This is a genomic window from Pseudalkalibacillus sp. A8, assembly GCF_045920555.1.
Taxonomy (GTDB): Bacteria; Bacillota; Bacilli; order Bacillales; family Fictibacillaceae; genus Pseudalkalibacillus.
Window position 1 is genome coordinate 1,462,168 of sequence record NZ_CP174509.1, and the last position, 23,594, is coordinate 1,485,761.

Here is a 23,594-nt window from a genome sequence, read left to right on the forward strand (position 1 = left end):
CTTTCTTTCTAATCGACGGTATAAATCGAGTAGTTGACTTTTCCGGGAAGTCTGATGCCTCGAGATACGAAAATCCTGCTGTTCAGCCAGTTATATTTTGTTGAAGCTGTTTCAAAGATTGGAGAGGTTCGGAAATAATAATCATCAGGGTCGACAAATTCATTGTTATCCAGCCTTTGCAAGATCTCAGGTTCACCAGTACGGATACCACGGTAGGTCATCATAATGAGTTCTCCTTCTCCCGTTTTTAATAGAATCCGAACATCTTGGATAATCGTTCCGTCTTCACGGACAGTTATCCAATCATCGCCGCCAGGTATGACATCCGCATTCAATTGATCTCCCCGTAAAGCTCCACCTGACACTCGGATGATCCTGCGGTTTCCAAGAGGGGTGTTTCCAGGAAGATGGGCATCTTCTACAGTCAATTCCATGTCACATAGAAAAGATAAAGAGGGAGGTGGTAAATGTTCCATGTTTCACTTCTCCTTTTCGATCTTTCGTATATACTTGGACACTTTCTCTTCGTCTAGTTCAATTCCTAATCCGGGTCGATCCGGAACTTGGATAAAACCCTCTTTAATAGAGAGTGGTTCCATCACTGGATCGTCGGCGAGCCAATCAGGCCCGAATAGTTCACATCCGTAGTCCAGATTCGGTATGGAACCATAGGTATGAAGGCAAGCTGCTGTACCGATTGAACTTTCAAGGGAAGTTCCACCAAAACATGGGATGCCAGCTGCTTCAGCGATCCCTGCAATCTTGACGGTGTTTTTCATGCCACCGGACTTGTGGATTTTTAAGGAAAAGATATCTGCTGCCTTTTCTTTAGCAAGGCGTAGGCCGTCTTGAGGGGAAGCCAGGCTCTCATCAGCCATGATCGGAACTTTTTTCATTGAAGAAAGCAAGGCTGCGCCATCGATATCCTGTGGGGGAAGCGGTTGTTCAAGAAAATCAATGCCTGCATCAAAAAAGGCATCCATCCATTTCATCGTAGTCAACCGGTCCCATGAACCGTTCGGATCAATACCAATGGTAGAATGGCTCCTCAGGCCATCAGCAATACGGATGGAACGTCTTGCATCATCCTCCGGCGCTTCTTTGCCAGATTTCGTTTTGAATTTCTGGTAATGGCCGGATAAGACGGAATTCTTGCCTTCTTCAATATCACCCTCAGGGGTGCCGGAAGCTAACGCCCAGCGTACTGGAATCTTGTCTTGATAAAGCCCGCCTAACAACTGATGGACTGGAACACCATACGTTTTTCCCAGAGCATCAAAAAGGGCCATTTCTATCGTAGCTTTGGCAAAAGCATTCCCGCGGATATGACGTTCTAATATTTGTAGTACCTTTTCCACATAAGTTGGATCTTCCTCTAGTAATAGAGGAGCAGCATAATGGTCGATGACGAGTTTCATCGTTTCTACACTTTCACCATTCCACCAAATTCCAGGGGTCGTACCTTCTCCGATTCCGATGATCCCGTTACTTAATTCCAATCGAAGGAGGACAAAACTTTTTGACGAGACTTGGACTGTTGAAAACTGGTGTGGACGTTTGATCGGAATATCCAGTATTTCCGTGAACAGGCTTTTTATCGTTGACATGTATAACCTCCATTATTATCAACTGCAAACAAAAAAGGGAGGGGACATCGTAAAATGCCCCATACCCATGCAGCTGCTTATTTTCTTATTCAGGGCGCATCACAAAGTTAAGGGAAGCTTCTTTATAATCGCCTTTATCCACAAGTTTCGTCATCAGGTCTCCCCTGACACCGTCAGCCACATCCGTTTCAAGCCATTCATCACCTTCGAAGAAAACCTGGGTGATAAGGGTTTCATGTCCTTCCGCTTCGAATTTCAAATGAAGGTGAGCTGGACGCATCGGATGCTGATCCATATAGTCAAGGAATTCTCCGGTAGGACCATCGGTTGGAATCGGGTATGGCAGCGGGACAATGGTCTTCACTTCGAAATCTCCATTCTCATCTGTGTAGAAATGCCCACGCAGGTTATATCTAGGTGCGTCAGAATCAAAGCCGGAATATTTAGCAGACTGATCGTTATGCCACATTTCCACATGCGCATTTGCCAGCGGTTTGCCCTCAGTATTGCTTAAGTTCCCGGAAAAATAGAATGTTTCTCCTGGTTCATCTGGCCGTTGTGTCAAAACGAATGGTTGACCTGGCTGTTTTTCTAACAAAGGGGAACCTTCAATGAAAAAAGGACCTAATAAAGATGGTTGTGTTCCCGGCTTCTCTGTGTACATCGCTCTCAACACGTGTGTTTCAAAGAAAACATCTGCGAAGAGAGGAAACTCGCCAGCTCGTCCCAATCGGTCAGCCCATTTGACAAAGTTCGTATATTCTTCGTGGTTAAGCTTTGCCTCATTTAAAAATTCTTGGATGTGCTTGATAAACAACTGAAATACTTCTTCCACCCGTTCATTCTTTTTGACAGCTTGTTTTTGCATAATTGATTCCTCCTTATAAATTAGAGAGCGCTTTCAGTTTTAATGGATTGAAAGGGCTCTTCCTTCCGAAATCAGGTGAGTACTGGTGATTGGATCCGTATAGGTTTCTTTTTCGAAAAGTTGCTTCAATTGATTGACAATGAGATTTTTATAGTTTGATGGAATGGAAGATGCATCATTCCTTTGATAGATGACACAGTCAAGTTCTCCATTGAGCATGCTGACTAAATGGCCTTTTAGATGTTTAGGGCAATCGCATTTATTTTTTAACCCCAATAGATCTCCAACGAGACATTCTTGATAAAAAATCATGTTCGTGATCGGTGAGCTTCTCGGATTCAAGTAAACGGTCAATGGTGTCGGTGAAAATTCATGTTTGACTCGATAGACGTTCAGTGGTTGGTTGAACAAGGAGAAATTTGTTTGTTCAACGATTTCCATTACATGATTTTCTTTTAAGTACAATTCAATGATTTCACTAATTTTTATCATTTCCAGTCCATGATCATCTGCTAATTGCTTGACCTCTTTTTGATTTGCAACTTCACCGGCTTTATTCAAGATTTCACACACATAGGAAGTAGGTTCATAGTCTGGATCATTCTTGATGTAGCGGGCTAATTCAATTGAAGCCTCGGTAATCCTAGCGTGTTTCAATAAATTTGTTCCATTGCTGACTAGAGGGAAGATATGGCCTGGTCGTTTGAAGTCTTCAGGATTGGTTGTGCAATTTATATTTCTTATGGTATCCGCACGTTCAAAGGTAGAAATCCCTGTTGTGGAGGTTTTGAAATCAATGGAGACAGTCATGTTATTGAATGTGTTTTCGGAAAAACCATTACCCTTCTGGAGGAAAGGCAATTGAAGCCTTTCGGCTATTTCTTCAGTGATACAACAATAGATGAGGCCCTTACCATACTTCGCCATAAAATTAACGTCATCTGCCGTTGCATCATCTCCTATTCCCATTAAATAACCTGTCTCTGTGGATACATCGTCAAAAATGATCGTAAGCGAATCCTTTAAAACGTCATGACGATTAAATTTCTTAAGTTGCATGAGTTTCCCCCTCTCAAACCTTGTTGGCTGTCTTTATAAAAAACTTGGATCGTTGAACCTAGTTGCCATACTAACTAGGAGGTCTAGTCTTTTACTTAGAACAGAAAGTATTTACAATATTTAAAATTTACAGAAATTAATTCGGTAACTTTATGATATAAAAGAGGAAAAACCACCACAATATACGATTGGTTTTAAAAATTCCCAGGTTTTTGTACGAATCGTATGGTTTTTATATATGGGAGCGTAATACCTTTTTCTGTTATTATAAGGAAAAGGGGGAGGCGTTAACATGACATATCATTCATACAGTAAGGATGCAGAAGAACTGGCATTGACTATCTACAACGACGGGTTTGGTGTCGTAAAAGAAAAGCGTAAAGTCGAACTGACGGGTGAGGAAAGGGAGATCCAATACCTTGATGTCGCACAGCTGATCAAAACCGATTCAATCCTCGTCGAAGGACTAAACATACTTGAACTGAACTACGATTATGACCTTGTGAGCAAATCGAAACTACTTGAGCGTGTTTTTATATGATAAGTATAAAAATGAACGGAAGGAATACCGTCTGTTGAGTCTCGCAAACGGTATTGTTCTTGAGGACACAGAAACAAAAGAAATCGTCCTTGATCCGAAAGAGGAATTGATTCTGCCGAAACTGCCAGGAGAACTCATCGTAAAGCCGGCACTCATCTGGAAAATTAGACCTTCAAAAAACGATCAAATCAAGGTATCCTACCTGACAAAAGGGATGGAATGGGAGTCCAACTATGTCGTCGAACTGAAGGACAAGACATTCAATCTATCCGGCTGGGTGAACATCCAGAACACGCAGGCACAACCTTCGACAATGTAAAAGTGAAACTGATTGCGGGGGATGTGAATCGGGTCGAGGATGACGAGTTAACGCTACCAGATGAACCAGTTTTATATTCGATGGAAAAAAGTTCAGGACCATCATTCGATGAACAAAGCTTTGCCGACTACCACATGTACACGCTACAGCATAAAACAACGCTCAAAAACAACCAGTCCAAGCAAATCAACTTCATCCAGGCAGAAGAAATTCCATATAAACACTACTATTCATTCAACCATTACAATGAGAAGCCGAAATAAAGATTGAATTCGAAAACAAACAAGCCCAGAAACTAGGATTGCCATTGCCAAAAGGAAAAGTGAAGGTCTATCAAGAGGAGGGAAATGATAGAAGTCTTGAATTCATCGGGGAAGACCGGATTGACCACACACCGAAAAATGAAACCGTAGAACTGTACCTTGGAGATGCCTTCGATCTCGTCTGTGAAGGAAACAATATTGATAGTTATAAAGATGAAAAAGGAATCCGGACAGAAAAATGGAAGTACACCATCAAAAACCGTAAAGAAGAACCAGCCCTCATGAAAATCACACACAACATCTACGACCGCAACTGGAAAATGAAAGACAAAAGCCACGATTATCAAAAAGAAACCTCAAACAAAATTGTATTTTGGGTGGAAGTTCCAGCAAATACAGAAGAATCAGTTACATTCGAATATAAGGTTGATGAAAGAATCTTTATAACAAAAAATTAAAAGGGTATTGACGGTGATTCTATGATAGATAAACAAGAAGTTGAAAAAATGAGGGAGGCATACGGCAAATTTTATGAAATTGAAAACTTTATTAGATTATTTATTTCTAAAAATATGGCTTTGTTATATGGAGTAAACTGGTATGAAATTTCTGTTAGAAAGTTAAAGAAAAGAAGACCTAATAAAGCTTTTGATAAACTACTATACCATGAACTAATTAGTATTTTGAAATTGTATTCAAATAGTAAATTACAAGTAATTCCTCAAAGTTTAATTATGGAACTAAATTACTTAACCCCGATAAGAAATAAAATAGCATACACCATATCACTTGAAGAAAATGAATATGAATACCTAATAAATTTATATAAAGAATTAAATAACATTATAATTAACCAGGATGAATCATAACTAGGATTAACTAATGTTTCATAGTGAAAAAAATTTACACTGTACCAAATACTTTATCAAATATTTTAGAAGTGATCATTGAGATAAATTTTAATGCACACACGACTCAAAATCGTGTTCCTTCTGGAGTGTCGGTTCGACCCCGACCACCGGTATCAATTAAAGGGTTAATCCCTTATGAGTCAATGCTTAGTAAATAAGCATTGGCTTTTTTTATGTCTCTTTATCATCAAAAAGTCAAGTATAGATCGTATGGACAAAAAACGATGATTAATACCTTTAAGAATATTACTTAAAGGAGACGGTTTAAGTGAAAAAGAAAGTCTTAAGTAAATGTACAGAATCCGAGATGTTAATCCAAGAAGTATATGAGGATTTTCAGATGGAAAACAAAGTTAAAAATTTATCTGAAATGACCTTACTTTTTTATGAACAAAATTTAAAGTATTTCAAGGAGTACCTAGAAAGAGCAGGAATTGAATATCTAGGGGATATTGAAAAAAAGCATGTAGACAAATTCATATTAAAATTAAAGGATAAAGGTCTAAAAGATAATACAATTAACACTTATTTACGAGCAACCAGATCTTTTCTTTATTTCGCTATGAGAGAAAATTACTTAAGTGAATTTAAGATCCGTCTTATTAATAGTGATAAGCAACAAATAGAACCGTATTCAAAAGAAGAAATACAAAAATTAATTAAAAAGCCAAATCTAAAAGAATGTGGGTTTGTAGAACACAGAAATTGGGTCTTGGTTAATTACTTACTAGAAACAGGAAATAGGTTAAATACTATTTTAAATCTAAAGGTAAATGATATTGATATGGATAATGGAATGGTAGTATTAACTACTACAAAAAATAGACAAGCTCAATTTAATCCCATTAGCATTGGACTTGTAAAGATTCTAGTGAGATATATAAGGTTCTATGAATTAAATGGTGAAGATTACTTGTTTGTAAATGAGCTAGGAAAGAAGATGACTCGAAATTCTATGCAACATGCGATAGCCAGATATAATAGAAAAAGGGGTGTAAATAAAACTTCCATTCATGCATTTAGGCATACTTTTGCCAAACATTATGTTACCAGTGGAGGGGATGCTTTTAAACTTCAGCGTTTGTTAGGCCATTCTACACTTCAAGTAACCTTAAACTATGTAAAGCTATATGCGAATGATTTAAAAGAAGGTTTTGAAAGGCATAGCATAGTTTCCTCATTTGAAGAGGGCCAAAGACTGCAAAGAGGAAAGAGAACAAAGAGATAAGTTTTTAGCCTTTCTGATGGATTTAAAAGCTACTTGTAATGATAAATCTAACTTGCCAATCTTGAGAGGGCTAGCATACCAGTGTATAGCCCTCTCTTACATTCTAATCAATTAAATATAAGTCAATGATCAATCGAAACCTAACTAATTAATACTTAGCTGAATTTATTTCCCATTTTTTAGTGAGGTTAAATGCTCCTTGAAGAATGAAAAGGAACGTTTTTCTAAGAACTTAACCAGTTTCATCCTCCTTGGGAGAAGAGGGATATGTTAAATTAAACCTTTTAACCATTTTTATAAAAAAGCATAGAAAAGCAAAAAATTTCTTAAAGAATAGTGTCCATTTTATTGCTACTATAACCTTTACTTTATGTTAATGATGAACTTAAACAAGGATTAGCTTGTAAATAATGCTACTCATATAAAGCTAAATTTATCAATGAACATTTAATTAATGCTTAGCTTCTTTCTGTAATTGTTTGCCATAATCATAAGATAATTATGAGTTATTTAAAGATAATTCATACGGAAAATTGTTTTTGAGTTTTTTCTTAATTTGTATGTTAGGTTATATATCTTTGCTAATGTAAAAGGTTTATTAAGTCCGAATCATTCAATCTTTTGATCGATTCATAAAATACATAAGATTGAATCAAAGTTCTTACTGTTAATCTCTTATAATAACTTTGATTATGTATTAGTTTATTTTTTACACAGAAATATCCCCCCCATGGGGCATGAAACTAAGAATATCCCAGAAAGGGAGTGTCATCAGGTCCAGGTTTAAGCACTGCGTATTTCAACGCTTTTTCTTAGTTCCATCGTTCTAATGAACGCTGGGACGGTCAATGAGTTCTAATCATTACTTCTGATTCCGTTCCTACCAGCCTCTAACGCATCCTCCCGTCCGTTCCGCAACTTATTGACAGGGTGGTCACAATCCACAACTCGCTTGCATAAGCGAAGATTTTACGTCGACTTTACTCTTAGGGTCTTCATGTTGGTTTAATTTCTATACCATCGACGCTCATTGTTATTTTCTTACACTCCACCGCTAGAGAACAATGTGCTATACGGTCTATATTTTGTTTTAATGTACAGTTCAATAAACTCTATCCACTCAAGCGTGGAAATGCATAAAATCTTTATATTAATATAATTAAGAAAATCCTAAAGAAATTCTTCAAGCTATTTTTGCATATAAAAATTGATTGTCCTTTTTATTCCTAAAATATTAGTTCTCTGTAACTATCAATTAATTTTTCATTCTCAACCATATCTCTGTCAATAAGCTCTCTTATTAACTCGCTCATAGAAAGGTTCTCTTTCATAGCCAAAAGCTTTAGATAACGAACTTGTTTTTTCTCCAGTACAAAGATTCTTTTTTGCTTTTCATTCATTAAATAACCTCCAAATTTCCAAATTAATTGGGTTTTTTATAACTTAACAAGATTATATTCTCTTTTACATTCAACATTATATTTTTATCTACATAAGGCTGTAGGTATCTAAGTAAGTGTTTTATTGAGCTTATATACATTTGATTTTATGAGTATCGCTAATTTCAACTAAGGCAACTTGTAACCGTCAAGTAGAAATAAACAGTTTTCCACAATTAATTTTCAACAGTTTCCACCAATTAAGATTCAACAGTTTTCCCATCAAATAGTACTTTCCGATATTTCATTCTGATACTGTCCTGGTTCTCGTCAAACATTAATATTTCGCTTCGGTGAAGCAGGCGGTCTAGGATCGCTGTCGTAAGTGTGTGATCGCCTAGGAACTTTCCCCATTCATTAGGTCCTTTATTAGAAGTAAGGATAAATGCTGCTTTATCATACATTTCATAGATAAACTGAAAGAAAAGATGAGCGTCCTGTGGCTCGTAAGCCATATACATGACATCGTCTATGATAATAAGATCAGATGAAGTAATTCGTTTATATCTGGTTTTAGATTTACTAATGTACTCCTTGGACTTCAAGATATAAATAAGTCTTTCCATAGAGACAAAGGATGTCTGGTATCCATGCTCAATCGCATGAATACCTAGAGCTGTTGAAAGATGAGTCTTACCAACGCCCGTTGGGCCCATCATAATGAGTGTAAAACACTCATCCACCCAAGTCAGTTCTTTTAGAACGTTAAGCTGCTTTTCTCCAATCGCCGACTGTTCGTTTAAACGGAAGTCTTCAAATGTAAGAAGTTCAGGGAACTCAGCCCACTTCATCAGCTTCTCACTGTTTTTTCTTTCCCGGCACCTCATTTCATAACTAAGTACCTCATGGATAAACTCATGGTAGGTCCAGCTTTTTGCCTCAGCTTCTCTAAGAAAATTGGGAAGCTCTTTTGCCGTCTCCGCCAATCGCAGAGTTCTGCATTTTTCCTGTAATTCAATATAAGGGTGGCTCATTTTCTCCCACCTCCTGAAAGCAATGAAATGTAAATATCTTCTTTACGTTCGGGTGCTGCCAAGTCTTTGTATTTTTCATTTAAATGGCCAACCCTGTCACTATTCTTTTGTCTCTGAATCTCCAAAGAGATGGCAATATCCCTTAAATCATTGGCACTGGTTAATTTCAAGCGTTTCATTTCAAGTACAGCCTGAACGATAAAAGCTGGATACTTGAGGCCAACGGACTGCACGATCTTTAACTGGTCAACCAGGTGGCGAGGGTAATGACTGGTTAGTGTCTCAATTAACCACCTAACGGTGTCCTGGTCATTGATCATATCCTCAGTTTGCTGAATTAAGAGATCTCTTTTTGTTTTACTACGCTTCTTGTGTGAGGGATCAGATATAACAAGTCCTCGCTCGTTAGAAAGAAGGTGCTTAGCCAAGACACTGCCATTCTGTTCTAGCCGGATGTATAAGTAGTCCTCATCCGTTTGAATATAAGCAATGTTGGAAGCTCCTCTTCGATAAGTACCGAGAGGGACACTATAGCGATTTCCTTTATACCGGATCACATTGTCCTTATGTATAGTTCTTGTTATACTAGACACATAAACATTTTCGAAAATGTAAGTACCATGGACCTTCTGTAGGTGTTGCTTTTCCAGGGCGTGCACCTCAGTGGGTCTTTTCTTTGTATTATGATGGACTTTATAATTCGCCGTCCGTTTCAACCATTTTAAACACGATTCCTGCCAGTCTGTCAGATTATCAAAGATTCGGTTCTTTGCGAAATTGTTCTTTACGTACTTTACTACCTGTTCAATTTTCCCCTTTGATTCAGGATCTGACTTCCTGCAAAGGTAAACCTTAAACTTCCTGGTCTGTTGGTACCTGGTGAATTCAGCCGTCATAATTAAGTCTCCCGCATTTTCGCTGACTGCCAGTAGACGATCTTGGTCATAGACAATTTCCTGAGACATTCCTCCAAAATAACGGAAGGCATTCTCATGCATGTGAATCACATCGGCTGCCCGGAAGGGCCGATCCAGCCATTCCACATATTTATATCGAGAGTGCGAAAGCACGAATCCGATAAAATAAAGTCGTTTCCAATCCTCTTTGGTAGTCTGTACTCTGAGTTCTCCACAATCCACCTGAATCTGTTGTCCCATAGGTATTTCAAGGACTGTACCATAATCACGCTGAACAGTTTGTTTAGGTATAAAATACGCATCTCTTATATCATTTACATAGTTTCTTACTGTATTTTCTGCAACTCCCTTAAAATTTAGTTTTTCTTCCAGCCAATCATAAATCTGTGCTCCGGAGATATCAGGATGTTTCTTAACCCATTCCACAATCTCCTGATGATAAGGATCTAACTTCTTTCCTCTGCTTTGAAGGGATAACACAAACTGGTGAAACTCTTCTGGACTCATCTTTAAATATTTAATCACTCTATTCCTCGAAATATTTAACTTCCTTGCGATTGCACTATTGGAGAACCCATCGCTATGAAGCCTATGAATCTCACTATATATCATAAACCTTTCCACTCTCCCAATTCCTCACCTTCAATAGACTAACTTAAGTATATTGAAAGTAAGGTGATAGGGGTAAACTGTTTATTCTTATTTGTCGTAAACTGTTCACTCTTATTTGTGGAAAACTGTTAATTCTAGTTTAGCGTTTACAGGCAACTCCTGTTCTAGTGATTGCATTAAAATTTATATAGTCTAATAACTGTCTATATGGAATACAGAGAGAAGTGGAAAGTGACAATAGGTCAACAAATAATTCGTTTTTTTGTTTGTTTATGATATTTTTATCTCTTACTTCATAACCCTTTATATCTTTAACTTGGTATTTTTTTAAAATTGTTAATTTAACCATTAAAAAGATCCTTTCTGTTTTATTTAGGAGGAGAAGGAGCCTAAACTCCTTCATGGAAGAAAGGAACTAAGGTTTGTTAGTTCCTATTCCATAAGCTTCTATAAGTTCAGGAAAATATGCTATAAAGATATATTTATAGAAAATTACCTTCAAAAACCCCCTAACTTGTGTTTGAAGACTTTTATTAATGCTTTCTTAAATATATAAATGTATAAATATTTAAGGAGGATTAATTAAATGGAAATAATAGAAAACATAATCACAGATATACCTGTAGAAAAAGTTCCTAAAGGTCCTGCATTAGGCAAAAGTAAAAAAGGAAACTATATTAGACTCCCTTTACAAGGAAAAAATGGTGAAGGTAAGGTTATGAAAATTGATTTAAAAACTTATGCGAAATTAGGGATTCATGGAAAGAAAGTTACTTTACAAGCCAGAAGATATCCAGCTCTAACCATTGATGGAAAGTTAAATTATATACATCGTTTATCATTGGGACTGACTAAGTCGATTTATATGGTCGACCATATTTCAGGTGATACACTTGATAATCGTAAGCATAATTTAAGAAGGTCCACTAATCAACAAAATCAATGGAATAGTAAAATTAGAAAGGATAATAAGACAGGTTACAAAGGAGCTTTTTGGAGCAAGCGTGAAAAGAGATATATTGCAAAGATTCGATTAGGAGATAAGCATTCAAAATATTTAGGTTCGTACCTATTACCCGAAGAAGCTGCCCTAGCATATAATTTTGCTTCAGTTTTAGTGCATGGAAGCTTTGGAAGGATTAATGAAAAATTAAATTTAGAGGAGATTTCAAATGAAAGAAGAGCAGAGATAGAAAAAAAAGTTTTTATTAAAGTGAAAAAATTTATTTAAGCGGAGAAAATTTCTCCGTACGTATTTTACCCACTATAATCTTCCAGTCATATACTGAATCTTATAAATTCTTATAGAAAAATTATGGAATAATTTACATATCTTTTATGATAGAATACTAGTATATCTTGTTGAAATTTTAGGGGGTATGTAGGTGAAACCACCATTAGAATTTATAAAGAATGAAGATAAAAAAAACCTACTAATTTTTATTCATGGTTTTACGGGAGATTCTAATACCTGGGCTAATTCACAAAAGCAATCATTACCAGAAATGTTATTAGAAGAGGAATTTGTAAGTCAAAACTTTGATGTTGGTTATTTTAATTATTTTACAAAATTACTTGATTTTAAAAAAGCCAGATTTACCAGTGGAATAGTTGGTACATTGTTTGGTAGGTCTTCTAGAGCGCAAAAAAATATTGGAATAAAAAGTTTAAGTGATCACCTAAAATCAACGATAGAAATCTATTGTTCAGATTATGATAATATCGTCTTAATTGCTCATAGCATGGGGGGATTAATTTCAAAATCCTATATTATTGATGAACTAGAGGAAAATGGGGATACAAAAGTTAAACTTTTCCTTTCCTTAGCGGTACCTCATAAAGGATCTAATTGGGCTAATATTGGAAAAAGGCTGGCAAAAAGTAACCCACAAGTAATGGATCTAATGCCAATGAGTGATTTTTTAGATCAAGTAAATGATGATTGGATTCAACAAAAAGGTAAAATTCCTAAAACGATATATTATTATGGTCAGTTTGATGAAGTTGTAGGGGAGAAGGAAGCCACTTCCTATCAAGTGCCAAAGAAATTGAAAGTAGCTTGTAATTATGACCATTTTAATATATGTAAGCCAGAATCAAAAGATAGTATTGTCTACCGTGGTATCAAGAAAAATCTTTTAGAATTTAAGGATGAATTACAATTTAGTAAAGAAATGAAAACCGTAAAATTTGTTGATGATGGAAAGTTGGATGATGAGAATTTTGTTTTAAAACTTTTAATTGCAGATATTCATCATCACCTAATTAAAGATTCTAAACAAACATTTTTTAATGCGGAATACATGGTTAAAGCGATTACTAATCAAGGTTATAGTATAGAGGAACTGGATGAATTGTATGTGAATTTAGAACGCCTGTACAATATCCATTTCACAAAATTTTTAGATGGCGAATATAAATCCAGTAATGAATTGGTAAATAAACTTTATGAAGACATATTAGATAGAGATAAAGAATTTCTTGAAACTACTATACCTTTGATTAAAGTAAATCAAAAAACAGGTATGTTACAACAACTTGCAAATTCATTGGATAGTGATATTTGGTGGGCTAAAAATCATTCCATAAAAGACCTTGAGGAATTTAGAAGGGTACGTGATAAAAGTGAAGAGTAAAATACCCTTTGTCATTCCTGAACATGATATTAATTTGAGAGTGATTAGATTTCTGTATATCGCTGAAAAATTATCGTATACCCAAAAAGGTAAATTGGTGCTAAATATAGATAAATTCATCATCTATGACTTTTTAGTTAAACATCCTTATCTCTTAAAAGAAGTAGTAAAGCTTAAGAATAAAAAAATAGACCTTAAATTGTTCCAGGAAGAGGTTGGTTCAGTAGCAACGTTGTATCCATCTAAATCTTCCTTATTGGATAATAACTCAGCTAAAGTACTTATAAAGTTAATGGTTTCGCAAGATTTACTTAAAACTATTCAATATAAAAATGAATTATTTTTTGTAATCTCAGATCATGGAAAGGAATATGCAAAAACCTTAGAGACAGATTATATAAATAGGATTAAGCAATTGTGTGATTCACTTTTAGTATTAAGGTCAACAAGCACTAATGGCCTAAAAAAAATGATTAATCCTTTAATTAAGGGGGTTTAAAGCTTGAAAATAAAATCACCTAAATTGATAGTTAATAAGTTAATACTGGTAGGAAGAGAAAAATCATATACTGTTCCTTTCTATGAAGGATTAAATATTATTCATGGTGACTCAGATACAGGAAAATCTAGCATTTTAAATTTAATTGATTATCTTTTAGGAAGTAAAAAAGTATATAGATATGATGAGATTGAACAGCATGGGAAATATGCATTATTGGAAGTTGAATTAAATGAAAAAACTTATACTATTAAAAGGGATATTTTTGATTCTAAAGAAATGATAGAAGTTTATTCTTCAAATATTGAAGAAATGGATAGCGTTTTTCCTCATGAGTACTCACCAAATTATAATGTAGAAGGACCATCCGGTTTCTATTCAGATTTCTTATTATCAAGCCTTAATATACCTATAATTACCGTGAAGGAATCACCTTCCAAAGAAAATTCAAAGATGGTTAGACTAAGCTTCAGGGATATATTTAAGTATTGTTATTTTGACCAAGATGATGTTGGTAGTCGAGAAATATTAGATAGAAAAAATTATACATTAATTGCAAAAAATAAAGAAACGTTTAAATTCCTTCATAATGCATTAGACTCCCAGATCACTGAGTTGCAAAGAGAAATAAGTGAAAAAAAGCGAAAAAAAAGCGATTTACTTTCAAAGTATAATACTATTTCTTCTTTCCTTTCAGAAACAAAATTTTCAACTGAAGAGTCTTTACATAGCAAGAAAGAAGAAATAGTGGAAGATATATCTATTCTTGAAAGTGAAATTAGCAACTTAACCAATAAAATGAGAGCAGATAATCAGGAAATGGAAGAATTAAGGGCTGATGTATTTAACCATGAGGAAATGGTAAATGATTTAATTAAACGTAAATCCTTAAAAGAAACACAATTAGGGCAAAACATTAGATTAAAAAAAGACTATCAAAGTGATATAAATAAGTTACAAACCACCTTAAAGGTTAAAAATAGTAAATCACTTCAACACTTCCATAAAGTCGAATGTCCATTATGTAATAATATTATTGATAATGATGATGTAAAGAAACATTTTGTTGAACATAATGAGGACATACTAAAGAAAGAAATAAACAGTATTAGAAATAGAATAAAAGATTTAACAAATCTTATTGAGCAATTAAGAGATGAGATATTCTTAATTGAGAATAATCTGGAAGAAACAACAGAGAAGCTAAATAATGTTAAGAGCAAATTAGATTTAGCTGCTGAGGAGTATATTTCGCCGTACATTTCTCAAAGGGACATGTATGTATCAGAGTTATATACACTAAAAGAACATCTAGATAGAATAGATTACTTTCTAAAAGTAAGAAAACAATTGGGAGAAATTAAGGAAGAAGAAAGTACCTTAAAAGACCAAATAGATGAATTAAATAAAAAGTTAGATTCTCTAATAGAACAATCACCTTCTATAGAAGATACTTTATTTAATATTGGAACATTTTTAAAAGAATTTCTTGAATTTATTCCTATTAGTAAAGCATTTGGCATAAGTATTAATGAGAAAACTTTTTTACCCACTGTACGGAATCGAGATTATACAGACCTAACTTCTGGAGGGTTAAGAACCTTAGTATCGCTCGGCTATATAGTAAGCTTATTGAAGAATAGCTTAACTATGGACACTAACTATCCAAGTCTTGTGATAATAGATACTGTGGGTAAATACTTAGGAAAAACAAGTAAGAATGAACAAGAAGAAATTAGGGCAACAAAAGAAGAGGGCTTAGATGATCCTAAAAAGTACTTAAATATATATAAGTATCTAGAAAAAATGTCAGAGGCATTTTTAGATGAAGGTAAGAAACACCAAATTATTTTGGTAGATAATGATTTTCCAGAGGATTTACAAACCGATTTTAATAAATATGTTGTAAAAAGATTTAGTACAGAAAAGAAAAAGGGATATGAAATAGGCTTTATAAATAATGCTAAGTAATGTAATAAAAAGAACACTATTTTCCCATATTATATATGTTAAGTTGCGTATGTAGATTTATAAGGAAGTTATACGAGCTATTTGAATATCCCCCTCCCCCTTTAGGTAAGTGATATAGTTTATTCCTAATATAAGATTTTCTAGTTAAGGCATTTCTCCTAGGAAAAATTGTGTGTAGTTACAATAGATATTGTTATCTCATTTTTTATATGATTTAATAAGAAATGAAGGTATTAATTAATCGTATGGACATTTAACGACTAATCATTGATATAAATATGGGAAAACCCTCTATTTATAGGCGGTGTGGCGGAATTGGCAGACGCGCACGAATCAAAATCGTGTTCCTCACGGAGTGTCGGTTCGACCCCGACCACCGGTACCATACTTAACTTGCTTAAACCTTTATATAACAGGCTTTCTACATCGTAGGAAGCCTTTTTTGTTTTGTTTTTTTTCCCTTCTATGCGTACTATTTTTAAAGGTGAAATAGTGTGCAATGATAGTGTGCGTACTGTTTGGGGGACACCATTAAATTCTGAAAGGTGGAAACCAAATTGGCAAGAAGAAAAAATGAATTATCACTAGAAGAAATTGACCTGATTACAGAAAAAGAGTTTTATGTTCTCCTTTAGTTGGTATTTAGTTAATAAAGGGAGTAAGTTTTGGCAAAATAGTTGGGAAAGACATGTAGATAGGTTAGAAGATTCAGAAATGGGTCACTATATAAAACAGTTATGAAGGAAAACCTGAGCAAATGGTCAGCAACACAAGAATTCCCTTTTTCGGTTTCAAAGATTAATCAATTATTAAGTTTATATATAACAATCCTCTGGTTAGTACTGGTACTGAACTCTTTAAGTGAATTATTAGAAATTAATATAATTAAAGGAAGTATATCATTCAATGTAAAAAATCTTTCCCTTGTTAATTATGTTATTGACTTTTTATTTTATATATAAATTTATAAGAGATGGTATATCAAATATTAATGAAAAAGAAGAAAAACTAGAGATAAAAACAAGAAAATCAAAATATTAGTAAATCATACTATAAATTTTAAGATAAATCATAATAATTAATATTCAATAAACGTCACGGACATAAGTGATTGAGGTCAGAAGTTAAAAATTTTTCCTGCTTTTCCAGACAAAGGACTATTCCAGGAGGTTTATTTAGGGAGCTCCTAAGTAGGTATGTTAAAAGGACGGTGTGATTGTGTCAAATTATCAGGTAAATAATACTACTGTTAATGCACTTCTTAGCTGGATTGAAGAAGATGTAATTGCTATCCCAGAAATTCAGCGGCCTTTTGTATGGAAGTCATCAAAAGTTAGAGATTTGCTAGATTCTTTATATAATGATTATCCAGTTGGTTACATTATTACTTGGCAAAACCCAGATGCAAGACTTAAAGATGAAACAATTTCTCAAGGAAAAAAGATTTTAATTGATGGACAACAACGTGTTACAGCTTTAATGGCTGCCATTTCTGGAAAAGAAGTTATCACAAAAGAATATAGTAAAAGAAAAATTAATATAGCTTTTAACCCACTAGATGAAAAATTTGAGGTGCAAAACCCTGCCATTCGAAAAGATAAAAGGTGGATCCCAGATATTTCAACGGTTTTTCAACAGGGTTTTGATACATTTGGCTTTATTCAAAATTATTGTGAACAAAATTCAGGAATCACTATGAATCAATTAAATGATATTCTTCAAAAATTAATTAGTATTCGACATAGTTCTATTGGAGTTATTGAATTATCTCACACTTTGGATATTGAAGTTGTAACGGAAATCTTCATTCGTATTAACTCTGCAGGTGTTAATTTAAGTCAAGCTGATTTTGCTATGTCTAAGATCTCTGTAAATGACCTTTATGAGGGCCCACTAATAAGAAAAACAGTGGATTATTTCTGTCATTTAATTAAGAGTCCTGCAGTATTTGAAAATATAATAAAGAATGATCAAGAGTTCTCTCAAACTGAAGAATTCAGTAAAATAAAATGGGTAAAAGATTATAATACAAATATTTACGAACCTAGTTATTCAGATTTATTGAGAGTAGCCTTTACGTTTAAATTCTTACGAGGAAAAATTTCAAGCTTAGTAAGTTTACTTTCTGGACGAGATTTTGAATCTAGAGAATATCGAGAAGATATTATCGAAGACTCTTTTAGAAACTTGCATGATGGCGTATTGAAGTTTACAAACGAAACAAATTTTAAGAGATTCATTATGATTTTAAAATCTGCTGGTATTGTTAATGCGAAATTAGTTCGTTCTCAAAATGCATTAAATTTTGCTTATACATTATTTTTATTATTAAGAGAAAAAAATGTAAATAACTCTACAATAAATAAACTGGTTCGTCGATGGTTAGTTGCATCAATACTTACTGAACGGTATTCAGGATCACCGGAATCTATGTTTGATTTTGATATTAAACGATTTGATGCTCATGAAGATCCAATGGATTATTTAAAATCAGTGGAAGCAGGGGAATTATCTGAAGCCTATTGGAAAAACATCCTCCCTGGAAATTTAAACACTTCTGTTACTAGTAGTCCTTACTTTAACTTATATGTTATGTCTCAAATTTTTGATAAAGATTATGCATTCCTATCAAAGTCAATTACAGTCCAACAGTTAATAGAAGAACAAGGAGATGTTCATCATGTCTTTCCAAAAAAATATTTACAAAAGAACGGGTACGGTAACAGAAGAGACTATAATCAAATCGCAAATTATGCATATACAGAACAAGTAGTAAACCTAGCTGTGAAAGCTCAAGCACCTAAGGTCTATCTAGAAAAAATAGAAGAACAGGTAAGGAAAAGAGAAATAGATATTGGTGAAATTACTAATTTGGATGACTTAATAGAGAACTTTAAAATGAATTGTATTCCCGTGTCTTTATTTGAAATGGATGCTAATAATTATCAAGAGTTTCTTGAAGAAAGACGCACATTAATAGTGGAAAAAATTAGAACGTATTATCAAAAATTATAGGATTGTTAGAAAATAATTTATATCACTTTACAGATGAGTTTATTGATGGGATAAGCTCATTTTTCTTTGTGCATAACTTTGTTTACTAAAGTAACGGAGAATATACCAAGTAATTATATAATTTAAAAGGGGTTAATAAGATTACTAAATATATTCCAAAATTTGATAAACTAGTAGTAATAACAATACAAGGGTGTCGATAGAATGGAAATCTACATAATTGAATATGCAAAGCAATTAAAGGAAATAAAGACATTATCTTCAGGGAAAATTAATTGGATTACTAAAGGTGATGGTCAAGGTATATACATAGAAACGGAGTCTTCAAGATCTAAATATAGGAGTGGGATTAAAAAGGAATCTGATGAAAGGGTATCTTTTGATTTTATCCTTATTGCTTGGGATGAATTTAAAAATACTAGGGTTGCTAATCGTAATGACTTTATCAAAACTAGAGGGAGATCCTCATTTTTACTTTCATTTTTTAGTCAATTTCCATTTGTAGAAGAAACCACAAAAGACAATTTAGTTGGGATAAAGTTAAAAGAATTTACTACAGATCAACTTCCAGAAGCAAGCTTGGATCAAACTTTAACATTTTTACAAGAGATATCAGATGGATTATACAGTCCCCAAAATATTAATAGACAGTTAAATGAAGATCGAGAGAAAAGGTTAAAGTCTCGGGCAAGGCAAGGCTTAAAGATACTAGGCTTTCTGAATGAAACCTTTGATTTAAATCAGGAACTGGTAAACAATTATCAAGAATCAGATAATAGATTGAATATAATCGAAACCAAATAATTAAGCATAATTATTTTAAAATATTCCTCGAAATGTTAAGTGTAATGAACTCATTTTCCAAAGAAGAAAAATTCAAATGTCTTAAAGAGTTAGGTATGTTAATTGTTCGGAATTCTAAAGGCGACAATTTAATGGTTGAATCTGTTGCGGACTATAGAACGAGAAATATTTTGCAGTGGTTTCATAAAAGTGGATTAGTAGATGAGGAGTGGACCCCTCTTATGGAAGAAAAAATTCGACCAAAACTATTAAAAATAATGAATAAGTATTTAAGTTCTAGGACTGAAAAATTTGCAGGAAACCCGATGGGGAATTTGGTTAGAAATCATATTCCTAACACATTCTATTCTCTTCCTTTTATTGAAGGTAATACATATATTGTAAAAGGGTCTGTTGGCCAAGGAAATTGGGCTGTAATACCCTGGATCGCTATTATGAATAATGCTATAACCACTTCTACTCAAAGAGGGTATTATATTGTTTACTTGTTCAGTGAAGATATGACACGAATATATTTATCTCTTGCCCAAGGTGTTACGGAAACTAGTCCAGAAGAAATGGAGAATATGAATAAGGAAATACGTGAACTTATTGATATGGAACCACGATTTAAGAAAGATAATAATTATAATCTTGGTTCCAGTGGTATGGCAACTAAATATGAAAAATCAATTGCTGCTTATGTTGAATATACTAAGGAGAACTTCCCGCCTGAAACCCAGCTAATTCATGATTTAGAAAAAATGATAGGTTATTATGAACAGTATATTTCAAAAAAACGAGGCCAAGTTCCAATACAAGATGTTGGAAGAGAAAAAAGAAAACTTTATAATCTAAATGATCAACACCTTACCAAGCATATATACAAGTACATATCTAGTATAGGTTTCTATTATGAAAAAGAAGAAGTAATGAATCTTTATTTATCATTGAAAACAAAGCCGTTTGTTATATTATCGGGTATTTCTGGAACAGGGAAAACAAAAATGGTGCAGTGGTTTGCTGAAAGTCTCGGTGCAACAGAAGAGAATGGACAGTTTACCTTAATTCCTGTCCGTCCTGACTGGAGTGATGGTTCAGATTTACTCGGTTATACAAATATCAAAGGGGATTTTAAAAAGGGCCGTTTAACAGAGGTTTTAATGAACGCAGCTGAACATCCAGAGCTCCCTTATTTTGTTTTACTTGATGAAATGAATTTAGCACGGGTGGAATATTACTTTAGTGATTTACTTAGTGTAATGGAAAGCCGTAAATGGGTAGATGAGGAAGTGGTGACTTCACCAGTGATTGAGCATGAGGTCGATGGAAAGCTTGTGACCATTCCACCTAATGTCTATTTTGTGGGAACAGTTAATATGGACGAAACAACTTATCCGTTTAGTAAAAAGGTTCTCGATCGTGCAAATACAATTGAATTCAACCGCGTTCAACTTGATCACCTTGCATTCTTACAAGAAGTAAAAGAGGTTGACTCAATAGAAATTTCTTCTAATCAATTAATGGGAGAATTCTTATATTTAAAAGATGCTTATCAAGGAAACGAAGAGTTGGTAGAGAACGTTACAGCTGAGCTTGTAAAAGTTAATCAAGTACTTCAAAGATTAGGTGCTCATGTGGGCTATCGCGTTCGAGACGAAATATGTTTTTATTTAATATACAATGAACGAGCTGGATTAATGTCATTTGAGCAAGCTTTAGATTATCAAATCTTGCAAAAAATATTACCGCGAATTTCTGGAAGTGATGCTCGGGTATTTCATGTATTGAACGAGCTGTTTGCTTTGTTTACAAGTACAAAGTTAGAGGAAAACCAAATCGATTTACCTGAAGGATTTGAAAATGCTAGATTTCCGAAGTCTGCCGAAAAAGTCTTTGTGATGAGAGGTAGGTTTATGGAGGATGGCTTTACTTCCTTCTGGCTCGTTTCCTGACGATGTGGAACTGATTCAAATCGAAACCAGTGAACTCTCACTTGTTCTTAAAGGAAAACCCTATCATGAACGTTACGAAGGATTAAAACAATATAAGGCGCTACACCAGAATGAAGTAATGGAACTCCATGTGGAAGGAGAAACGGTAAGTACTGTTAAAGTATTTGACGTTGATCAACAGCAATTAATTAATAAAGATAGACATCGTCCAATTTTCTTTGAAAACGGAGTCTATCAAATTGTCATTACACCAAAGGATAACCGTAAGCTTACCTTTTATCATGAACATCCTCAATTACGACAAGCTGTAGATTATGTAGGAACCCACCAATTAATGATGGGCGTATTACAGTTTCGAAATGAAGTTGGACTTTCTACCTTTGAAATTCGAGAAGGAAGGAAAACTCTATTAGAGGTTACAGTGGAGATTTTTCCTTCGAAGCTTGATTATAAAGAGGATTACCGAAAGCTTCTAGAGGAAGTTAATGATGAAATTTATAATTTAGCTTTTCATTTTGTTCGGAAAACATACTTAGGTGCCGTAACGAAAATTGAAGGTAATCCTTCTAGGAGTGAATTTTACAGATTAATCACTAATCATTTTCGTGCCTTTCTACAAGCAATTCAACGAATTGAAAAACAACCCTATCATCAATTAGTGACTGAGCATGTTAAAGTACGTGGAGACCAACTTAGAAAAGTAGATTCTTTAGGGCGAAGCTATCTACGTAAACGCCCGCATTTATTTGTTGAAGTAAAGGATGGAATTCAGCTCGGGAAGAAAAAGGTATTACCTCAATCAGGGCTTACTACTAAAAAAGATCTAACGTACGATACACATGAAAATCGTTTTATTAAGCAAATCATGCAACGGATAAGAGATAAAATTGATGATCTATATGAAAAGGTTATTGCTCCTAACCGTTGGAGACAGGCGGAACCTGATCAAGAACTTGTAGAAGAAATTAACTCTATGCGGAAAGAATTAAATGCTCGCTTGAAAAATCCCTTTTGGAAACAAATTGGTGTACTTGATCGATCGGTAATGAGTTTAGTACTTCAAATGGCCCCAGGCTATCGAGATGCCTTTCAAATTTACTTAAATCTCTCAAGAGGCTTAACATTACAGGGAAAACTTTACAGGATGTCCGTTAAGGATGTAGCGACTTTATATGAATACTGGACCTTCTTAAAGTTAGGGCAAATATTAAGCAGAAAATATAAGCTGGTTTCACAGGATATTGTGAAAGTAAATCGTGATCATCTCTTTGTAAACTTAGATACCAATCAAACAGCTAAACGTGTGTATAAACATCCTTTTACAAACGAAAAGATAACCCTAGTGTATCAGCACTATGAAGGTAAACTACCGACATTACCACAAAAACCTGATAACATGCTGAGCATTGAAAAAAAGGGTAAAAACTATGAGTATAATTATGTGTTTGATGCTAAGTATCGGATCGATTTTGCTGTAGAAGGTAGTTACTATAATGAACGGTATAAACAACCAGGTCCTATGGAAGATGACATTAATACCATGCATCGATATCGAGATGCAATTGTTGTAGAACAAGAAGGGCCATATGAACGGTCGGCATTTGGTGCATATGTTTTGTTTCCATGGTTTGAGGAAGAATCATACACCGAACATCCGTTTTATAAAAGTATCAATTCCGTTAATATTGGTGGACTTCCTTTTTTACCAAACGCCACAAACTTGGTTGAACAATTTGTTGAACGCCTCATTGAAAAAAGCCCTGAAGAAATTCATGAAGAAGGAATCCTGCCACGAGGTGTTAAAGAAGAATGGCAATCTTCTTTTGAGGATAAAGTACTGGTAGGGCTAGTTAATAGTCGAAGTAATGCTATCGCTCATCATCAGCACCGGTTTTATCATATCCCTGTAAGATCGTTAAACAAGGGATGGCAGGAAGCTAAATATGTTGCTTTGTATTATAAAACCAGCTAATAGTTTGTCAACATTTTTCAATGAA

20 protein-coding genes, 1 tRNA gene and 1 pseudogene are annotated in these 23,594 nt (G+C 34.3%); 14 read left to right on the forward strand and 8 right to left on the reverse strand.

The features are described from left to right. Positions 1–8: 8 nt before the first annotated feature. From ACJROX_RS07630 to ACJROX_RS07645, 4 genes are all read right to left on the reverse strand, one after another. Positions 9–476 (reverse strand): DUF3237 domain-containing protein, encoded by a 468-nt coding sequence (locus ACJROX_RS07630; protein WP_408010151.1) that lies wholly within the window; start codon positions 474–476, stop codon positions 9–11. A gap of 3 nt (positions 477–479) precedes the next feature. Next, a complete protein-coding gene (locus tag ACJROX_RS07635; protein WP_408010152.1) occupies positions 480–1,607 on the reverse strand; it encodes a muconate/chloromuconate family cycloisomerase in 1,128 nt (375 codons plus the stop codon). 85 nt (positions 1,608–1,692) lie between these two features. Then, positions 1,693–2,475 carry a dioxygenase gene (locus ACJROX_RS07640; RefSeq protein WP_408010153.1) on the reverse strand — a complete coding sequence of 261 codons (783 nt, stop codon included), beginning with the start codon at positions 2,473–2,475 and terminating at the stop codon, positions 1,693–1,695. A 39-nt stretch (positions 2,476–2,514) separates the two neighbouring features. After that, complete coding sequence (locus ACJROX_RS07645; RefSeq protein WP_408010154.1) at positions 2,515–3,534, reverse strand: 3,4-dihydroxy-2-butanone-4-phosphate synthase; 1,020 nt, start codon at positions 3,532–3,534, stop codon at positions 2,515–2,517. Between the two features lie 292 nt (positions 3,535–3,826). Here ACJROX_RS07645 and ACJROX_RS07650 point away from each other — a divergent pair, with 292 nt between their 5' ends. The 6 genes from ACJROX_RS07650 (at position 3,827) to ACJROX_RS07675 (ending at position 6,796) form a co-directional block, all read left to right on the forward strand. Continuing rightward, positions 3,827–4,075 (forward strand): hypothetical protein, encoded by a 249-nt coding sequence (locus ACJROX_RS07650; protein ID WP_408010155.1) that lies wholly within the window; start codon positions 3,827–3,829, stop codon positions 4,073–4,075. After that, a complete protein-coding gene (locus tag ACJROX_RS07655) occupies positions 4,062–4,394 on the forward strand; it encodes a hypothetical protein (RefSeq protein ID WP_408010156.1) in 333 nt (110 codons plus the stop codon). The genes ACJROX_RS07650 and ACJROX_RS07655 overlap by 14 nt, the downstream gene beginning before the upstream one ends. 2 nt (positions 4,395–4,396) lie before the next feature. Further along, on the forward strand, positions 4,397–4,657 hold the full coding sequence (locus tag ACJROX_RS07660; protein WP_408010157.1) for a hypothetical protein: 261 nt from the start codon (positions 4,397–4,399) through the stop codon (positions 4,655–4,657). Between the two features lie 38 nt (positions 4,658–4,695). Beyond that, the gene (locus ACJROX_RS07665; RefSeq protein ID WP_408010158.1) at positions 4,696–5,115 is read left to right on the forward strand and encodes a hypothetical protein; all 420 of its coding nucleotides are present in this window, start codon (positions 4,696–4,698) and stop codon (positions 5,113–5,115) included. Between the two features lie 21 nt (positions 5,116–5,136). Continuing rightward, the gene (locus ACJROX_RS07670) at positions 5,137–5,526 is read left to right on the forward strand and encodes a hypothetical protein (protein ID WP_408010159.1); all 390 of its coding nucleotides are present in this window, start codon (positions 5,137–5,139) and stop codon (positions 5,524–5,526) included. A gap of 310 nt (positions 5,527–5,836) precedes the next feature. Continuing rightward, positions 5,837–6,796 (forward strand): tyrosine-type recombinase/integrase, encoded by a 960-nt coding sequence (locus tag ACJROX_RS07675; protein WP_408010160.1) that lies wholly within the window; start codon positions 5,837–5,839, stop codon positions 6,794–6,796. Positions 6,797–8,022: 1,226 nt separating this feature from the next. On the opposite strand, the gene ACJROX_RS07680 is transcribed toward ACJROX_RS07675, so the two are convergent. The 4 genes from ACJROX_RS07680 to ACJROX_RS07695 all read right to left on the reverse strand — a co-directional run bounded on the left by ACJROX_RS07680 (position 8,023) and on the right by ACJROX_RS07695 (position 11,087). Continuing rightward, complete coding sequence (locus tag ACJROX_RS07680; protein WP_408010161.1) at positions 8,023–8,196, reverse strand: hypothetical protein; 174 nt, start codon at positions 8,194–8,196, stop codon at positions 8,023–8,025. A gap of 239 nt (positions 8,197–8,435) precedes the next feature. Next, the gene (gene istB, locus ACJROX_RS07685) at positions 8,436–9,209 is read right to left on the reverse strand and encodes an IS21-like element helper ATPase IstB (protein WP_408010163.1); all 774 of its coding nucleotides are present in this window, start codon (positions 9,207–9,209) and stop codon (positions 8,436–8,438) included. Continuing rightward, positions 9,206–10,738, reverse strand: a complete 1,533-nt coding sequence (gene istA, locus ACJROX_RS07690; protein WP_408010164.1) for an IS21 family transposase — start codon at positions 10,736–10,738, stop codon at positions 9,206–9,208. Before istA ends, istB begins: the two co-directional genes overlap by 4 nt. 139 nt (positions 10,739–10,877) lie before the next feature. Further along, on the reverse strand, positions 10,878–11,087 hold the full coding sequence (locus ACJROX_RS07695; protein ID WP_408010166.1) for a hypothetical protein: 210 nt from the start codon (positions 11,085–11,087) through the stop codon (positions 10,878–10,880). A gap of 237 nt (positions 11,088–11,324) precedes the next feature. Between ACJROX_RS07695 and ACJROX_RS07700 the strand changes: the two genes are divergently transcribed. From ACJROX_RS07700 to ACJROX_RS07735, 8 genes and pseudogenes are all read left to right on the forward strand, one after another. After that, the gene (locus ACJROX_RS07700) at positions 11,325–11,969 is read left to right on the forward strand and encodes an HNH endonuclease (protein ID WP_408010167.1); all 645 of its coding nucleotides are present in this window, start codon (positions 11,325–11,327) and stop codon (positions 11,967–11,969) included. Between the two features lie 154 nt (positions 11,970–12,123). Further along, positions 12,124–13,374, forward strand: coding sequence for an ABC-three component system protein (locus ACJROX_RS07705; RefSeq protein WP_408010168.1), 1,251 nt, complete (start codon positions 12,124–12,126; stop codon positions 13,372–13,374). After that, on the forward strand, positions 13,355–13,873 hold the full coding sequence (locus tag ACJROX_RS07710) for an ABC-three component system middle component 4 (protein ID WP_408010169.1): 519 nt from the start codon (positions 13,355–13,357) through the stop codon (positions 13,871–13,873). The genes ACJROX_RS07705 and ACJROX_RS07710 overlap by 20 nt, the downstream gene beginning before the upstream one ends. A gap of 3 nt (positions 13,874–13,876) precedes the next feature. Next, the gene (locus ACJROX_RS07715) at positions 13,877–15,844 is read left to right on the forward strand and encodes a hypothetical protein (RefSeq protein ID WP_408010170.1); all 1,968 of its coding nucleotides are present in this window, start codon (positions 13,877–13,879) and stop codon (positions 15,842–15,844) included. A 300-nt stretch (positions 15,845–16,144) separates the two neighbouring features. Continuing rightward, positions 16,145–16,229: transfer RNA gene (locus ACJROX_RS07720), tRNA-Leu, on the forward strand. Between the two features lie 833 nt (positions 16,230–17,062). After that, on the forward strand, positions 17,063–18,859 hold the full coding sequence (locus tag ACJROX_RS07725; RefSeq protein WP_408010171.1) for a DUF262 domain-containing protein: 1,797 nt from the start codon (positions 17,063–17,065) through the stop codon (positions 18,857–18,859). 204 nt (positions 18,860–19,063) lie between these two features. Next, positions 19,064–21,597 (forward strand): annotated as a pseudogene (locus tag ACJROX_RS07730) (MrcB family domain-containing protein). Continuing rightward, positions 21,566–23,569: a DUF2357 domain-containing protein gene (locus ACJROX_RS07735; RefSeq protein WP_408010172.1), complete on the forward strand. Its 2,004-nt coding sequence runs from the start codon at positions 21,566–21,568 to the stop codon at positions 23,567–23,569. The pseudogene ACJROX_RS07730 and the gene ACJROX_RS07735 overlap by 32 nt, the downstream one beginning before the upstream one ends. Positions 23,570–23,594 lie beyond the last annotated feature (25 nt).

Excerpts from the sequence above, each read along its gene's own strand:
- ACJROX_RS07630 (WP_408010151.1), bottom strand. The coding sequence starts at position 476 with ATGGAACATTTACCACCTCCCTCTTTATCTTTTCTATGTGACATGGAA.
- ACJROX_RS07635 (WP_408010152.1), bottom strand. The coding sequence starts at position 1,607 with ATGTCAACGATAAAAAGCCTGTTCACGGAAATACTGGATATTCCGATC.
- ACJROX_RS07640 (WP_408010153.1), bottom strand. The coding sequence starts at position 2,475 with ATGCAAAAACAAGCTGTCAAAAAGAATGAACGGGTGGAAGAAGTATTT.
- ACJROX_RS07645 (WP_408010154.1), bottom strand. The coding sequence starts at position 3,534 with ATGCAACTTAAGAAATTTAATCGTCATGACGTTTTAAAGGATTCGCTT.
- ACJROX_RS07650 (WP_408010155.1), top strand. The coding sequence starts at position 3,827 with ATGACATATCATTCATACAGTAAGGATGCAGAAGAACTGGCATTGACT.
- ACJROX_RS07670 (WP_408010159.1), top strand. The coding sequence starts at position 5,137 with ATGATAGATAAACAAGAAGTTGAAAAAATGAGGGAGGCATACGGCAAA.
- ACJROX_RS07680 (WP_408010161.1), bottom strand. The coding sequence starts at position 8,196 with ATGAATGAAAAGCAAAAAAGAATCTTTGTACTGGAGAAAAAACAAGTT.
- istB (WP_408010163.1), bottom strand. The coding sequence starts at position 9,209 with ATGAGCCACCCTTATATTGAATTACAGGAAAAATGCAGAACTCTGCGA.
- istA (WP_408010164.1), bottom strand. The coding sequence starts at position 10,738 with ATGATATATAGTGAGATTCATAGGCTTCATAGCGATGGGTTCTCCAAT.
- ACJROX_RS07695 (WP_408010166.1), bottom strand. The coding sequence starts at position 11,087 with ATGGTTAAATTAACAATTTTAAAAAAATACCAAGTTAAAGATATAAAG.
- ACJROX_RS07700 (WP_408010167.1), top strand. The coding sequence starts at position 11,325 with ATGGAAATAATAGAAAACATAATCACAGATATACCTGTAGAAAAAGTT.
- ACJROX_RS07735 (WP_408010172.1), top strand. The coding sequence starts at position 21,566 with ATGGCTTTACTTCCTTCTGGCTCGTTTCCTGACGATGTGGAACTGATT.